Origin of the sequence: Devosia sp. (assembly GCF_965229025.1) — a bacterium.
Lineage (GTDB): Bacteria > Pseudomonadota > Alphaproteobacteria > Rhizobiales > Devosiaceae > Devosia_A.
Map to the genome: position 1 here is coordinate 1,371,418 of NZ_OZ245853.1, position 13,678 is coordinate 1,385,095.

The following is a 13,678-nucleotide window of genomic DNA, read 5'->3' on the forward strand; positions in this document are numbered from 1 at the left end:
GATTCTGACAATTAAATAGGGCTCCTGACCCAAAGGGCAAGTGAACCTACCCGAAATCACAGGCTTGGGTGAACGACGGGTGGCCAATGTGCCGTCAGAGCATCAGTAACACCGGTGAAACTCGCTTCCTGAGTTGAACGAGCGGGCGTGGCAGGTGGATCAGGCGATGCGGCATGCACAACCAGAACTTCAGTAGAAAAGGCCGTCGGTGGACCCTATCTATTGACGTGGAACCCGTCCAAACTGCCGAAGAACTGGGGGAGTGCCGCTTGCGTGCGGCGAAAATCAAGTGCTGCTCCCAGGCGCTTCTGAACATGCGCGACTTTGTCGTTCCGAATGTCTTGGTTGTGCCGTCCGCGGCCAATCGCCGAGACAACGGCGCACACCACCTGCCCTGTCCCGCCTCATGTTCAATTCCTCGCAAGGACCTGCCGCCGATGCCCGTGACCACGCCGATGCAGGGCACCACCCTGCCCGTTTCACCACAGCTTATCCGTTGGTGCGGCCTTGCCGCGCTTGTCGCTGGTGTCATCTTTGCGGGCATCCAGCCGATCCATCCGCCCGATGTGCTCGCTTCGGTCACGACGCCGCTCTGGGCCGTCATCATCACGCTCAAGCTTGTTATGTGCTTTCTGTTCCTGATTGGAGTGACCGGCCTCTACGCGCGTCAGGCACATGCTACCGGCTGGGTAGGGCTTGTCGGCTACGCTATGGTGATGGCCTCCTGGAGTTTGCAGATCGGGTTTGTGTTCGTCGAGCTGTTCGTGCTGCCGCCGCTGGCGAGCGTCGCGCCTGAGTTCATCAACACTTATCTCGGTGTGGTCAACGGCATGCCGGGGACCATGGAGATTGGTGCGCTCGTTCCGACCTATGCAGTGCTGGGGTTGCTCTATGTGATAGGCAACCTGGCCCTGGGCATCGCCACTGTGCGCGCCGGAATTCTCCCGCGCTGGCCGGCAATCCTTCTCGCAGCGGTTGCTGTAGCAACTCCGGTGGCTGCTTTCCTGCCCCACGCGCTCCAGCGTATGGCGGCAGGAATGCCCATGGGAATTGCGATGGCGTGGCTGGGCTATGCGCTCTGGTCCGAGCGCGGCGTCCTGGCCTCTGTTGCGGCCAGATGAGCCCTCAGGGCGCATCTTCGCCGGCCCGCACGTCGGACTGGCTCGTTCCGGCGGCACTGATTGCGCTGGCGTTCATCCCGATCGCCGGCGGGATCGTGCGCCTTGTCTCCTTGGGCAGCGGTGCGGTGACGCCGGAGAATGTCCGCTTCTTTGCGTCGCCGATTCCAGCGGTGCTGCACATTTTCAGTGTCGCGATCTATTGCGTCGTCGGGGCCTTGCAGTTCTCTCGAGGATTTCGGCGGCAACATATGGTCTGGCACCGGCGTGCGGGTCGCGTGTTGATCGGTCTCGGCCTCGTCGCTGCCCTTTCCGGTCTCTGGATGGCCAACTTTTACGCGATCGTGCCACCCGACAACTGGCTGCTGCACGGCTTCAGGTTGTTCTTCGGGTCAGCCATGGCCGCATCGATCGTCATTGGTTATCTTGCCGTCCGGCAACGCAAGGTTGCGCAGCACGAGGCGTGGATGCTGCGGGCCTATGCCATCGGCCAAGGCGCCGGATCACAGGCACTCATCCTGATGCCGCTGATCACCATCTACGGCCCGCTGGCGCCCGATCCCCTCGCCCTCGCCATGGGAGGTGCGTGGGTATTGAACCTCGCTGTGGCCGAGTGGCTGATATGGCGGCAGCGACGGCCAAGGGTCTTGAGACAGCCCACTACGACGGCCTGACCGCCGGTCCAACATAGTGTGCTCGCGGTCGGATCAGAGTGCCACTGGTGACCTGCTCGATCATATGCGCCAGCCACCCCACCGAGCGCGCCAGGGCAAATAAGCTTCGTGGCGCTTCGCGTGGCAGGCCGTAGGTGGACGCTAAAGCAGCCAGTGCGAAGTCGACATTGGGGAGTTCCCCGGAGAGGTTTTCGGCTGCGCTGCGGAAGGTGTTGTAGGATTTGGGCAGCTCAAGATTGGCCAGGAGGGCGCTGGCTCGGACGTCGCCGCGGGGGTAGAGGCGATGGCCAAAGCCTGGGATGGTGCGGCCTTCACCGACCCACTCCCGCAGCGCGTGTTCGGCGCCCTGGCTGTCATCGGCGACATCTGCCGCTAGCGCCATGATCGGCGCGGCAGCGTCGCCGTGGAGCGGGCCACTCAAGGCACAGAGGCCTGCCAACATTCCAGCCGCCAGCGAAGCACCGGCCGAGACTGTCACCCGCGCCGCAAAGGTGGAGACGTTCAGTTCGTGGTCGGCCAGCAGCACAAGCGCTCGCCGCAGGCTGTCGGCAGCCGCCGGTCGGTCCCAGCGCGCGGCTAACCGGACATGAATGGGTGTGTCACCGGGACTTGTCAGCTGATTTGCCACGAGGGAAAGCAACCCGGTTGCGTCGCGCAGCAGCAACACACGGCCGCGGCCGAGACTTGGCGGATCGGTTGCTGCGCGTTCCGCCAGAGCGCTGAAGAGGCGGTGCATGGAGGGACTTACCGGTAACCGTTCGGCTTCCAGTAGAGGAGCACCCGGCAGTGCCCACAATAGCTTGGCGATATCCTCAAGCGTAGCTTTCGCGGCTAGCTTGACCGCGTCCTGACCGCGATAGAAGAGGCGTCCGCCCGCCATGGTGGAGATCGCTGAGGGGAGCACCGGCTCGCCCCAGTTCATCGCTTCGGCGGCAACGGCCCCGGTCCGGCCGCGGCCCCTGGCGCGATGCGCCAGCCGATCGATGTCCTCCTCGCGATAGAGGCTTCTGCGGCTGTCGGCTGGGTCTGGCTTCGCCGCTACCCGCCCGCGGCTGACGCTGGCGTAAAGCGACTGAGGTTTGGTGCCGAGCCGCTCAAGAGCCTGTGCGGCTGTCAACCACATGGGGCGCCTCATATTGATCAATATCATCAAGATTGACGTCAATCATAACGCACCTATCTTCCGCTGCAAACGACGAGAAGGTGGCTGAAATGGCTGGTGGGCTGGAAGACGTGATTGCGGCGGAGACGGTGCTCTCCGATGTTGATGGGCTTGCCGGACGGCTGGTGATCCGCGGGATGCCGCTTGAAGCCATCGCCGGATCCTGGCGTTACGAAGACGTGCTGCACCTGCTGTTCGAGGGGTTCTTTGACGCCCTGCCCGCACCTACTGAGTTCACCGCAGCGCTGGCTGCCGCTCGTGCTGAGGTGTTCACTGCACTTACGCCGTTTGATCCGACGCTCGCTGACCTGCCTAATTATGACGGCATGCGTGCGCTGATGGCGCGCCTGCCGGATGGTACTGACCTCGCCTCAGCACTGCGGCTTGTCGCTGCGCCGGGCGTCATCGTGCCGGCCCTGATCCGGATGACGGAGGGCAAGTCGCCCGTGGCGCCGACGCCGGGGCTGACGCATGCCGCCGATATCCTCGCCATGTTGGCGGACGCAGCAGCCAACGCTGAGCGGGTCGCGGCACTCGACACTTACCTTGTCACGGTCGCCGACCATGGGCTCAATGCCTCGACGTTCACCGCGCGGGTTGTCGCGTCCACTCAGGCAGGTCTTGCCTCATCGGTGGTCGCGGCGCTTGGGGCGCTGAAGGGGCCGCTGCATGGCGGCGCGCCGGGGCCGGTACTCGACATGCTGGATGCAGTCGGCTCTGTGGAGAACGCCGCTCCGTGGATCGCCGGGGAATTGGCGCGCGGGCAGCGGCTGATGGGCTTCGGCCATCGGATCTACCGCGTGCGCGATCCGCGCGCCGATGCACTGAGCCGCGCGATCGACCGTCTGCGTTCAACCGGTAATGCAGATGTTACGCGTATGAGCCTAGCGCTGAAGGTGGAATCGATCGCACTTGAGGCGCTGAAGCGCCACAAGCCGGATCGGCCGCTGGCGACGAATGTTGAGTTCTATACGGCTCTGCTGCTCGAGGCGCTGGGCTTTCCCCGAGACACGTTCACCTCGGTGTTTGCCATCGGGCGCACCGGCGGCTGGATCGCCCATGCACGGGAACAGGCGACTACGGGCAAACTCATCCGTCCAAAATCAAGCTACGTTGGCCCGACACCTCTGGCTGCATAGGCGTCTGGGGGCGGGCACGCCTCGCCTCAGTTCAGCGGTGCGGAGATTCCTATGCGGCCCACAATAGTCTGGTAGTCGGCGGTTCCGATGCCGTCATAGGCGAGCGACAGCGCGATGCCGAGGCTGTCCGACTCGCCGAGGTGCAGGTCGGCAGCAATCCGGCCACGGATATTGCTCAGCCCGCCATCTCGATGGTCTGCCAAGGCGTCCATAGTGAGTGCTATCTTGCCATCGTCCGCGAGAGCGTAGCTGATCTCCGAGCCGGCCGAGATCCGGCCGGTACCGACGACCTGCGCTGCGACGTCATTGCCATTGCCGTCCACATAGAACTCAGTCCGTTCCTCCACATAGGCGGTACGCAGCCGGGGTGAGACGGTCCAGGCGTCTACCTGCCAGGATGCACCAACTGTGGCGTCAATGAGCCATCGGCTGCCATCGACCTCGTCCTCGAAACTGCCATCGGGGCTGAACATGTTGCGCGAGGTGCCGGCGCCAGCGAGAATGTCAAAATACAGGTTGTCACCAACTCTGCCGGTAACGGCTCCCCCCGTCAGCCAGCCGAGGCCGGACGCGTAGGCATCATCTGTTCCCGTCATCGCCAACCGGTCGACCTGCAGGAAGCTGCCCACCAGCAAACCGGTGGCCAGACGATAATCAAGCCCGGCCGCCAGCGTGCCGAAGCCGCCCTCATTGTCGTCGAAAGCAAACCGCCCGAAGTCCAGGTCTACCCATGGCAACAGCGTCGTATCCCCCCGTCGGTCCAGCGCTTCAATCGCACCAACTGCTGGGACGAGGTCGGGGCCTCCGGCATATGCAAGATGCTGTTGCGGGTCAGCAACCCCGTCAAGGCGGGAGAGGCGCGCGCCGGCATCTGGAAGCGTCGACAGCAGAAGGGTGCCCCGCGCCTGCAGAAACGAACCGACAAAAGCAACCGAATCGGCGCGCACGTATACGTACAGCGTGGATTCCTTCTGGATATTGTAGTCGGACAGCGTACGCCCGTCCTCGAGCTCGTTCCCAGCAAAAATCAGGCGCTGCTGGTTCGGGGGAATGCCTTCCTTGTCCTGTATCTTGGCTTTGACGTTGTCGATCGTGTCGTTCGGTTCAACCTCGAGCGCAATGGTCTTGCCGCTGGGCGGCTTGACAAAGATCTGCATAGCCATCGCCCCACTGGTGCTGGCCATGACAATCAAAGTAGCGAGAATCGCCAACAGCAAGCGAAGTCGAATCATACGATGTGCCCTCAACAGGCACATCGTTACATGGACGGGGTCACTGCGTCCTATGCTGCCTTCGGGGGCAGGTGCTGACCGGGCGTAGAGAGTGAGATAGCGAGCTCGGCCTCTGTCATTTCGGCCGGCACATCGGCAAACAAAGGCGTCGAGAGGTAGCGCTCGCCGGTATCGGGCAGCATGCAGAGGATGGTGGAGCCCGCGGGTGCCGTCTCCGCGACCTTCAGTGCTGCAGCGAAAGTCCCGCCGGCTGAGATGCCGACGAAGATGCCTTCCTGCTGCGCCAGTTGCATCGAGGCTTTCATTCCTTCGGGGCCAGCGACAGGGACGATCTGGTCGATGAGCTCCTCACTGACGGCCTCGCCCGTGATCTTGGGAATGAAGTCCGGGCTCCAGCCCTGGTAGGGATGCGGCTTCCAGGCGGGATGGCTGCCGGATGCGGGTTGCGGTTCGCCACTTCCCAGCATCGGGGCGCCATCGGGCTCGGTGACGATGATCTTGGTATCGGGGCGTTCCTTGCGCAGCACACGCCCGACGCCGGTCATGGTGCCGCCGGTGCCGAAGCCGGTGACCCAGTAGTCGAGGCGTTCGCCGGCGAAGTCCTTGAGGATTTCCTGCGCGGTGGTGCGCGAGTGCATATCGGGGTTGGCTTCGTTCTCGAACTGGCGAGTCTGGAACCAGCCATTGGCTGCCGCCAGCTCTTCAGCTTTGCGCACCATGCCATTGGCGCGCTCGGCCGCCGGGGTGAGGATGACCTTGGCGCCGAGGAAGCGCATGAGCTTCCGCCGCTCGACCGAGAAGCTCTCGGCCATCACCAGCACCAGCGGATAGCCCTTGACGGCGCAGACCATGGCGAGCCCGATGCCGGTGTTGCCGCTGGTAGCCTCGATCACCGTCTGGCCGGGTTTCAGGGCGCCAGATTTCTCGGCGGCCTCAATCACGCCAAGTGCCAGGCGATCCTTGACTGAGCCCAGCGGGTTGAACGCCTCGACCTTGACGTAGAGGGTCACGTGCTTGGGAGCGAGCTTGTTGATCTTGACCACCGGAGTGTTGCCGATGGTGCCCAGGATGCTGTCGAACTTCATTGTGCCGCCTCTTGGCTATTTGATGGTTCAGCGTAAACCGTCAGCGCGACAAAGGCAAAACCGAGATCGCCAGAGCTAGAGGGCGTCGCCCCAGTCCAGCTTTTTCGCAGCCTTGAAGGCTGGCTTGTCGCGGCTGGGCACCACGCGCTGCTCGAGTCCGGTGTCGGCGCAAACTTCCAGCGTCACAGAGACCTTGTTTTCGGCCGTCGGCTTGATGACCCGGCCGGACGCTGCCGCGCCGATCCCGGCGCGCGCGACGACCAGATAGCTGAACTTTTCGTCTTCATAGCCAAGGCTGGCGCCCTTCAGACGCATGTGATCCTTGGTGCGCGCCAGCCGCTGGGAGAAATGGCACCAGTCGGGGGCGACGAGTGGGCAGGGTTCATTGTGCGGGCAAGGCGCCAACACGTCCCCGCCGAGGCTCACCAGCCGCTCCCGCACCTGCATGAGCCTCTGGTAGTCGCGCGGGCGGCCGGGCTCGACGATGACCAGTACACCTGCCGTACGCGCCCAGAGGCCTTCGGCGACGCGAAGCACCCCCGCATCGTCGAACTCCGTCAGCAGATAGGCGGCTGCGACTGCTGCATACCGCTCGGAGGCGTCCGCCACGTTGGCACGCGACGAGAACAGGGCATCTGCCTCGTCGAACTCCAACGAGAGATGCGGAACGGTGGCCCCCAGTTGCCGTGCGAGACGCAGAAAGTCCCTGCTGCGGTCAACCAGTCGGGCCGACTGAAGCCCGGGAAACACCTCAGCAGCCGCCCAGGTGGCGGTGCCCGGCCCCGCCCCGATGTCGAGCAGCCGGTCTGGCGAGAAGCCCGGTGCCCGGGCTCGAACTTCTTCGAAAACGCTTGCGACGGCTGCGAATGTCGCGGGCATTCGGCTGAGCGCATACGCGACGGCATCCGTCCCGCGGCTGACGACGTTTATTGAACGGCCCTCGGCCCTGTAGTGATCGGAAATGCGGGTTGAGCTGCGCTTGAGCTCACCACCCTCTTCTTCAACCGCAAGGCGCCGGACGGCATCGGCCAGACCTGCCGGGAATGTCACTGTCATGGCGTCCCCCAAAATGACTTTGGGGAGCGCGAATGTCGCGCTCCCCAATTTGCAAGAACCTTACGAAGACCTCAGGCGCTGGTCGACAGCGCCTCTTCCTTCTTACGTTCGGCATAGATGTAGAGCGGACGAACGTCCTTGCCGTTCACCACGTCCTCGCTGATCACCACTTCTTCCACGCCTTCAAGCGACGGCAGGTCGTACATGGTGTCGAGCAGGATGCCTTCCATGATCGACCGCAGGCCGCGGGCGCCAGTCTTGCGCTCGATGGCATGCTTGGCGATGGCCTTGAGGGCATCCTCGTGGAACGTCAGCTCGACTTCTTCCATCGAGAACAGCCGCTGGTACTGACGCACCAGAGCATTCTTGGGCTCAGTGAGGATCTGGATCAGGGCGGGTTCGTCGAGATCAGTGAGCGTTGCCAGCACCGGCAGACGGCCGATGAATTCCGGGATCAGGCCGAACTTGACCAGATCTTCGGGCTGCACATCCTTCAGCAGATCGCCGACGCGACGGTCCTTGGGATCCTTGACGACGGCCGCAAAGCCGATGCCCGAACCTTCGGAACGCGCTGAGATCAGCTTTTCGAGTCCGGCGAAGGCGCCACCGCAGATGAACAGGATGTTGGTCGTATCAACCTGCAGGAACTCCTGCTGCGGATGCTTGCGCCCGCCCTGCGGCGGCACCGAGGCCACGGTACCTTCCATGATCTTGAGCAGTGCCTGCTGCACGCCTTCGCCCGAAACGTCGCGGGTAATCGACGGGTTGTCAGACTTGCGGCTGATCTTGTCGACTTCGTCGATATAGACGATGCCGCGCTGCGCCTTTTCGACATTGTAGTCGGCCGACTGCAGCAACTTCAAAATGATGTTCTCGACGTCCTCGCCGACGTAACCGGCTTCCGTGAGCGTCGTCGCATCAGCCATCGTGAACGGCACATCGAGAATACGCGCCAGCGTCTGCGCCAGCAGCGTCTTCCCTGTACCGGTCGGGCCGATCAGCAGAATGTTGGACTTCGAAAGTTCGATGTCCTGGTTCTTGGTCGCGTGGTGCAGGCGCTTGTAGTGGTTGTGCACCGCCACGCTCAGCACGCGCTTGGCGCGGAACTGGCCGATGACATAGTCGTCGAGCACCTTGCAGATGTCGGCCGGGGTCGGCACGCCATCAGAAGACTTCACCATCGAGGTTTTGTTTTCCTCGCGGATGATGTCCATGCACAGCTCGACACATTCATCACAGATGAAAACGGTCGGTCCCGCGATCAGCTTCCTGACCTCATGCTGCGACTTGCCGCAGAAGGAGCAGTAAAGCGTGTTCTTGGAGGATTCGCCGCTGGTCGTGTCCTTGGACATCCTGTCACTCCCGGGAGATCGGGCTCCCTATCCCGCGCCTTGCAACACGCTAACGCGGGGAACCTAAAGAAAATGTATCCGGGTTGACCTTATCGGCCAGCCCGGACCCACGCAATCACACGAGTGTCACACTCGCGTTGTCGATCGGAACAGCCTTAACGGCCGTACCCTTACTCAGCGTCCGGTGCCGCACGCTTCTCGAACACCTGGTCGATAAGCCCGAAATCCTTGGCTTCTTCGGGCGACAGGAACCGGTCGCGCTCCAGCGCCATTTCGACTTCGTCGTAGCTGCGGCCAGTGTGCTTCTCATAAATCTGGTTCAGCCGGCGCTTCAGACCTTCGACCTCACGGGCATGGATCATGATGTCGGTGACCTGACCCTGGAAGCCGCCAGAGGGCTGATGGACCATGATTCGCGAGTTCGGCAGCGAGCCGCGCATTCCGGCGGCGCCGGCGGCGAGCAGAAGCGAGCCCATCGAGGCGGCCTGCCCCATCACCAGCGTTGCCACCGGTGGGCGAATGAACTGCATGGTGTCGTAGATCGACAGTCCTGCCGTCACCACGCCGCCGGGCGAGTTGATGTAGAGGTTGATTTCCTTTTTGGGGTTCTCGCTTTCGAGGAACAGCAGCTGCGCCGTGATCAGCGACGCCATGCTGTCCTCGACCACGCCCGTCACGAAAATGATGCGCTCCTTGAGGAGGCGCGAGAAGATGTCGTAGGCGCGTTCGCCGCGGTTGGTCTGTTCGACCACCATCGGCACAAGGTTCATATAAGTCTCGACCGGATCTCTCATTGAGATTGCCCCTTTGGCGTAAAAAGAATCAGCGCTGCGGCCGATTGCAGGGATGTTCGCTTAACGCGCGGTAAACCGACACATAGGCGCCGATGCGGCGTGCCGCAATAGTGCCAAACATGCCGCAACCCCAGGCTCCAGGGGAACCTGCCCTTATGGTTAGGGGGCTTAGCGATAGATCTCGCTGCGATGCCCGATGCCAACCACCAGAACCACCAGGCGCTGGTCGATTATTTGGCAGACGACTCGATAGCCGCCGACCCGGTAACGCCAGAGTTCGCCAAATTTCGAACCCTGCAGAGGCTTTCCGACGGATCGTGGGTCGTCGATCACTGCCAGACGATCGCGAAGGAAGTTGCGAATCCGAGATGCTTCCGCCTTGCCGAGCTTTTTCAGCTGCTTGACTGCGGCCTGGTCGAGCTCAACCGTCCAGGCCAAGCGCGCTATCCAGTTCGTCTAGATTCACAGTGCGAGCGTCGCCCTGCTCGCGCCGCGCCAGAACGGCATCAGCCATGTAGACATCTTCGAGGTCCTCAAGGTGGGCCTCGATCGCCTCGCGAATGTAGAATGTCGCCGTACGGCCGGTCTTCTCAGCCATGGCTTGCAGCCGTTCGTAGGTTTCGTCCGGCAATCTCACGGCCGTCTGCTTCATAGCGCACTCCAATTGGGTATACATGTATACCTAGGGGGCCGAGCTGGCAAGTTTACGCCGCGAAAGTGACCGCAACTCCGCGCTTCTTGAAATAGGACTGCATGAGCTTGCGGCCCTGGCGGTTGTTCTGGGCAAGCTTGGTGGCGTCGAACACGGCCTCTTTGGCGCCCTCGGCAGCCATGGCGACCTTCAAGGCGGCGATGTGGGCGTCGAGGTCCTCGTTGTTGGCTTTCAGCGAGGCATAGATGTTCTCGATGGCAGCGCTCAGGGTGAGTTCACTCAAAGGGGCAACTCCAGAATTGGGTGTCGTCTGATCTGCGCAATGCACTAGCCGGTTTTTTCGTGGCGGCAAGGTGTTTCCGCACAGTGCACTTCACCTTTCGCGCGGCTCCCGTATAGCATGGGGACAATTACACTCTCTCAGGTTCGCCCGTTTTGACACAGCCCTTTAGCCTTGCCGACCGTCGCGCCACCGCTGCTCCGCGCGATGTCGCGTTCTATCGCGACCCCTACAGCTTTTACGACGCCGTCCATGCCAGCGCGCCCGCCTTCTTCTGGGAGAACTATGGGCACTGGTGCTTTGCGGGCTTCAAGGACGTGAACGCGCTGCTGCGCGACAAGCGGTTTGGCCGACAGATCCTGCACCTGATGAACCGCGAAGAGCTGGGGATGGCGCCACCCAAGGCTCATACGGCCGCGTTCGACCAGACCGAAAAGTACTCCCTCCTCACCCTTGAGCCGCCCACGCATACCCGGCTGCGCATGCTGGTCAACCGCGCGTTTGTCTCGCGCCATGTCGAGCAGCTTCGCCCCCGTATCGAGCGCCTCGCCCATGAGCTCATCGACGGGTTTGAGGCGGATGGCGGAGTAGAACTGCTGCGTTCGTTCGCCGCCCCGGTACCTGCGATCGTCATTGCCGAGATGCTGGGCCTGCCGGCCGAGATGGCGATGCAACTGGTCGATTGGTCAAACCGCATGGTCGCCATGTACATGTATGGCGTGACCTACGAGACCGAACTCGACGCGAACCAGGCCTCTATCGAGTTCATGGACTATATCCGTACCGTCATCGCACAGCGCCGCGCGCAGCCGCGCGAAGACCTGCTGACGCACATGCTGACCGCCGAAGTCGATGGCGAAAAGCTCACCGACGAAGAGGTGATCTCGACCGCGATCCTGCTCCTCAACGCCGGCCACGAGGCGACGGTCCACACCACCGGCAATGGCGTGAAGGCCATCCTCGAAAGCGGGCTTGCCCCCGAAGCGCTGTTTGCCGACGACACGGCGACCGAGGCCACCGTCGAGGAGGCCATTCGCTATGACGCACCTCTGCATATGTTCACCCGCTACGCGCTGCAGGACGTTACTCTGGAGAACGGCTTGAGCTTCAAGCAGGGCGAAACCATCGGGCTGCTGCTGGCGGCGGCCAACCGCGATCCATCGCGCTTTGCGCACGCCAACCGCTTCGATCCTGCCCGCACAGATGGCCAGAATGTGAGCTTCGGCGCCGGCATCCACTTCTGCATCGGTGCCCCGCTGGCGCGCATTGAAATGCAGGTGGCGATGAAGACGCTGTTCGATCGCCTGCCCGGCCTTAAGCTCGCCAACGCGCCGCAATACAAGAACATCTACCACTTCCACGGCCTCGAACGACTGGACGTCCAATGGTAATCCGCCCTGCCCTCGCCCTCGCCGCGCTCCTCCTCGCCGCACCAGCTGCGGCCGCCGAGCCGATCGAGTTTTCGACAACCGGTCCCGCCGTCAACATCGCGCGCACCCTGATGGGCCAGGAGCGCGGCGAGCCTTTGCACGATGATGAACTCGTTTCGGTGGGACTCGTTGATCTTGATGGCGATGGCACGCGTGACATCCTTGCCTTCGCCGATGCCAGCTACTTCTGCGGCACCGCCGGCTGCATCCCGCGGCTGTACCTGCTCGACCGGGACACCGGGCACTGGTCGGAACTGCCCATCGACACCGGCGCTTTCATCAATGGGGAGCCTTCGCAGTGGGCGGTTGCCGGCAAGAATGCCAGCGGCTGGACGGATCTGGTGTTCACAAATTCGGACATCAAGCTGGTGCTTAGCTGGAACGGGACGGCGTATTCGAACTAACGTCTGGATCAACCGCGACACTGGAAGTCGAGAGGCGTGGTCCTTTTCCGAGCAGCAATACAGTGGCCCATCCCAGCATGCGTACCCACACCGCATCAACGACCGCCAGCGGTAGCGCGGCCAGCAAGACGACGACGAACGTGGCCGCGAGGGTGACGTTGAGAGCTGTCCACCCGACGAGTCCGCTCTCAAGCGACCTCACCAACGCAAAGCACGAAAAGCTCAGAATGATGGGCACATGAACCAGGTAGATCGGGAAGCTCAAACGCCCCAGCAACAGCCCGATCCGTCCCCCCAGCGCTCTCGACACTGAGGGCCCCCCTACCAGGGCGGTGACAATGAGCGCAGAGCCAAGCGTGTTGAGAAGCAGCGCAGAGTGGCCGGCCCCGCCCCATATCCATTCTACCGGTGACAGCCAGGCGTAGTACTTGATGCTCTCGACGAACCCGAGCAGGTACAGCCCTATACCCAACATAACAAAGCCGGCATATCCCGGTACCCTAAGCCTGCCCTTGTGGGACACAACGCACAGCGACATACCAACCAGAAATGGGATCAGGTTCGGAAACACAAAGAGCGCCAGCGTTCCAATAAATGCAGCGACGATCAAGTAGGATCGCGACGTCTGCAGGGAGCCGAACATGGGAATGAGGGCGAAAACAAATATGCTGCCAAAGAACTCGTAGTACATCGTCCAGATGCTGGAGTTGTAGTATCTCTCGCCGGTAAAGAACGTCGTTAGCCCTTGCCGCACGGCGTCGAGATAGCTGGGCTGCAGGCCGGCGGGCATGAGGCCAAATCCTGCAGACGCAAGCCACGCGGACCCGGTTATTGCCGATGTTTCCGAGTAGAACAGCAGGTTTCCTTTCCAGAGCGCCACTGTCAGCACGAGCGACAACACAACCGGAAGGGCCAGTCGAGGTACTCGTTTCAGGATGCCTGCGGCCAGCACGACACTGTTTCGACTGTTCAGGTAACTGATGGACAGCACATAGCCCGACAGCACGAAGAAAAAGTAGACTGCTGCGCTGCCGTTAAAGACGGCGAAATACCACTCACCGACGATCGATTTTTCGACCCGGTCGGCTTGTAGCACACCCGTAAAATTCGGCGCAAACGCCAGGAAGAAGTGATGCAACACAACGAATAGTGCCGCGATGCCACGCGCCGCCTCCAAGGGGACATGCTTACTTGATTTGCTGATAACTTCTGACACGAGCGAGGCAGTTTTCTCTTGGAATCAACCATTTAATCGTGGTCACACAGCCGCTCTATCCACGTGCGGTAGTGGCAGCAAGTC

General features: G+C 62.1%; 15 protein-coding genes. 5 read left to right on the forward strand and 10 right to left on the reverse strand.

From position 1 onward, the window contains the following. Nucleotides 1–173 precede the first annotated feature (173 nt). Both ACO06J_RS06835 and ACO06J_RS06840 read left to right on the forward strand, forming a co-directional pair. Complete coding sequence (locus ACO06J_RS06835) at nucleotides 174–1,121, forward strand: hypothetical protein (RefSeq protein WP_421759956.1); 948 nt, start codon at nucleotides 174–176, stop codon at nucleotides 1,119–1,121. Beyond that, the gene (locus tag ACO06J_RS06840) at nucleotides 1,118–1,792 is read left to right on the forward strand and encodes a DUF2306 domain-containing protein (protein WP_421759957.1); all 675 of its coding nucleotides are present in this window, start codon (nucleotides 1,118–1,120) and stop codon (nucleotides 1,790–1,792) included. The genes ACO06J_RS06835 and ACO06J_RS06840 overlap by 4 nt, the downstream gene beginning before the upstream one ends. On the opposite strand, the gene ACO06J_RS06845 is transcribed toward ACO06J_RS06840, so the two are convergent. Then, nucleotides 1,779–2,915, reverse strand: coding sequence for a citrate synthase (locus tag ACO06J_RS06845; protein ID WP_421759958.1), 1,137 nt, complete (start codon nucleotides 2,913–2,915; stop codon nucleotides 1,779–1,781). The two genes, ACO06J_RS06840 and ACO06J_RS06845, sit on opposite strands and share 14 nt — an antisense overlap. A gap of 89 nt (nucleotides 2,916–3,004) precedes the next feature. Here ACO06J_RS06845 and ACO06J_RS06850 point away from each other — a divergent pair, with 89 nt between their 5' ends. After that, entirely contained in the window at nucleotides 3,005–4,093 is a 1,089-nt protein-coding gene (locus ACO06J_RS06850) for a citrate synthase/methylcitrate synthase (protein WP_421759959.1), read from the forward strand. 26 nt (nucleotides 4,094–4,119) lie between these two features. Here the strand turns inward: ACO06J_RS06850 and ACO06J_RS06855 are convergent, their stop codons facing one another. From ACO06J_RS06855 to ACO06J_RS06890, 8 genes are all read right to left on the reverse strand, one after another. Then, a complete protein-coding gene (locus tag ACO06J_RS06855; protein ID WP_421759960.1) occupies nucleotides 4,120–5,325 on the reverse strand; it encodes a ubiquitin-like protein in 1,206 nt (401 codons plus the stop codon). A 50-nt stretch (nucleotides 5,326–5,375) separates the two neighbouring features. Then, on the reverse strand, nucleotides 5,376–6,410 hold the full coding sequence (gene cysK / locus ACO06J_RS06860; protein WP_421759961.1) for a cysteine synthase A: 1,035 nt from the start codon (nucleotides 6,408–6,410) through the stop codon (nucleotides 5,376–5,378). A 75-nt stretch (nucleotides 6,411–6,485) separates the two neighbouring features. Further along, nucleotides 6,486–7,466, reverse strand: coding sequence for a small ribosomal subunit Rsm22 family protein (locus tag ACO06J_RS06865; protein ID WP_421759962.1), 981 nt, complete (start codon nucleotides 7,464–7,466; stop codon nucleotides 6,486–6,488). 71 nt (nucleotides 7,467–7,537) lie between these two features. Next, nucleotides 7,538–8,818 carry an ATP-dependent Clp protease ATP-binding subunit ClpX gene (gene clpX / locus ACO06J_RS06870; protein WP_421759963.1) on the reverse strand — a complete coding sequence of 427 codons (1,281 nt, stop codon included), beginning with the start codon at nucleotides 8,816–8,818 and terminating at the stop codon, nucleotides 7,538–7,540. A 170-nt stretch (nucleotides 8,819–8,988) separates the two neighbouring features. Then, nucleotides 8,989–9,612, reverse strand: coding sequence for an ATP-dependent Clp protease proteolytic subunit (locus ACO06J_RS06875; protein ID WP_421759964.1), 624 nt, complete (start codon nucleotides 9,610–9,612; stop codon nucleotides 8,989–8,991). Nucleotides 9,613–9,780: 168 nt separating this feature from the next. Beyond that, nucleotides 9,781–10,050, reverse strand: coding sequence for a type II toxin-antitoxin system RelE family toxin (locus tag ACO06J_RS06880; protein WP_421759965.1), 270 nt, complete (start codon nucleotides 10,048–10,050; stop codon nucleotides 9,781–9,783). Then, nucleotides 10,034–10,264, reverse strand: coding sequence for a type II toxin-antitoxin system RelB family antitoxin (gene relB, locus ACO06J_RS06885; protein ID WP_421759966.1), 231 nt, complete (start codon nucleotides 10,262–10,264; stop codon nucleotides 10,034–10,036). The genes ACO06J_RS06880 and relB overlap by 17 nt, the downstream gene beginning before the upstream one ends. Nucleotides 10,265–10,316: 52 nt before the next feature. Next, a complete protein-coding gene (locus ACO06J_RS06890) occupies nucleotides 10,317–10,547 on the reverse strand; it encodes a hypothetical protein (RefSeq protein ID WP_421759967.1) in 231 nt (76 codons plus the stop codon). A gap of 152 nt (nucleotides 10,548–10,699) precedes the next feature. Between ACO06J_RS06890 and ACO06J_RS06895 the strand changes: the two genes are divergently transcribed. Next, nucleotides 10,700–11,935, forward strand: a complete 1,236-nt coding sequence (locus tag ACO06J_RS06895) for a cytochrome P450 (RefSeq protein WP_421759968.1) — start codon at nucleotides 10,700–10,702, stop codon at nucleotides 11,933–11,935. Beyond that, nucleotides 11,929–12,378 (forward strand): hypothetical protein, encoded by a 450-nt coding sequence (locus tag ACO06J_RS06900; protein ID WP_421759969.1) that lies wholly within the window; start codon nucleotides 11,929–11,931, stop codon nucleotides 12,376–12,378. The genes ACO06J_RS06895 and ACO06J_RS06900 overlap by 7 nt, the downstream gene beginning before the upstream one ends. Here ACO06J_RS06900 and ACO06J_RS06905 read toward each other — a convergent pair. Further along, entirely contained in the window at nucleotides 12,347–13,594 is a 1,248-nt protein-coding gene (locus tag ACO06J_RS06905) for an acyltransferase family protein (RefSeq protein WP_421759970.1), read from the reverse strand. The genes ACO06J_RS06900 and ACO06J_RS06905 overlap by 32 nt on opposite strands. Nucleotides 13,595–13,678: the final 84 nt, after the last annotated feature.

Bases quoted from the DNA above. Each gene is read 5' to 3' on its own strand.
- ACO06J_RS06835 (WP_421759956.1), top strand. From the start codon at position 174: ATGCACAACCAGAACTTCAGTAGAAAAGGCCGTCGGTGGACCCTATCT.
- ACO06J_RS06840 (WP_421759957.1), top strand. From the start codon at position 1,118: ATGAGCCCTCAGGGCGCATCTTCGCCGGCCCGCACGTCGGACTGGCTC.
- ACO06J_RS06845 (WP_421759958.1), bottom strand. From the start codon at position 2,915: ATGTGGTTGACAGCCGCACAGGCTCTTGAGCGGCTCGGCACCAAACCT.
- ACO06J_RS06850 (WP_421759959.1), top strand. From the start codon at position 3,005: ATGGCTGGTGGGCTGGAAGACGTGATTGCGGCGGAGACGGTGCTCTCC.
- ACO06J_RS06855 (WP_421759960.1), bottom strand. From the start codon at position 5,325: ATGATTCGACTTCGCTTGCTGTTGGCGATTCTCGCTACTTTGATTGTC.
- cysK (WP_421759961.1), bottom strand. From the start codon at position 6,410: ATGAAGTTCGACAGCATCCTGGGCACCATCGGCAACACTCCGGTGGTC.
- ACO06J_RS06865 (WP_421759962.1), bottom strand. From the start codon at position 7,466: ATGACAGTGACATTCCCGGCAGGTCTGGCCGATGCCGTCCGGCGCCTT.
- clpX (WP_421759963.1), bottom strand. From the start codon at position 8,818: ATGTCCAAGGACACGACCAGCGGCGAATCCTCCAAGAACACGCTTTAC.
- ACO06J_RS06875 (WP_421759964.1), bottom strand. From the start codon at position 9,612: ATGAGAGATCCGGTCGAGACTTATATGAACCTTGTGCCGATGGTGGTC.
- relB (WP_421759966.1), bottom strand. From the start codon at position 10,264: ATGAAGCAGACGGCCGTGAGATTGCCGGACGAAACCTACGAACGGCTG.
- ACO06J_RS06900 (WP_421759969.1), top strand. From the start codon at position 11,929: ATGGTAATCCGCCCTGCCCTCGCCCTCGCCGCGCTCCTCCTCGCCGCA.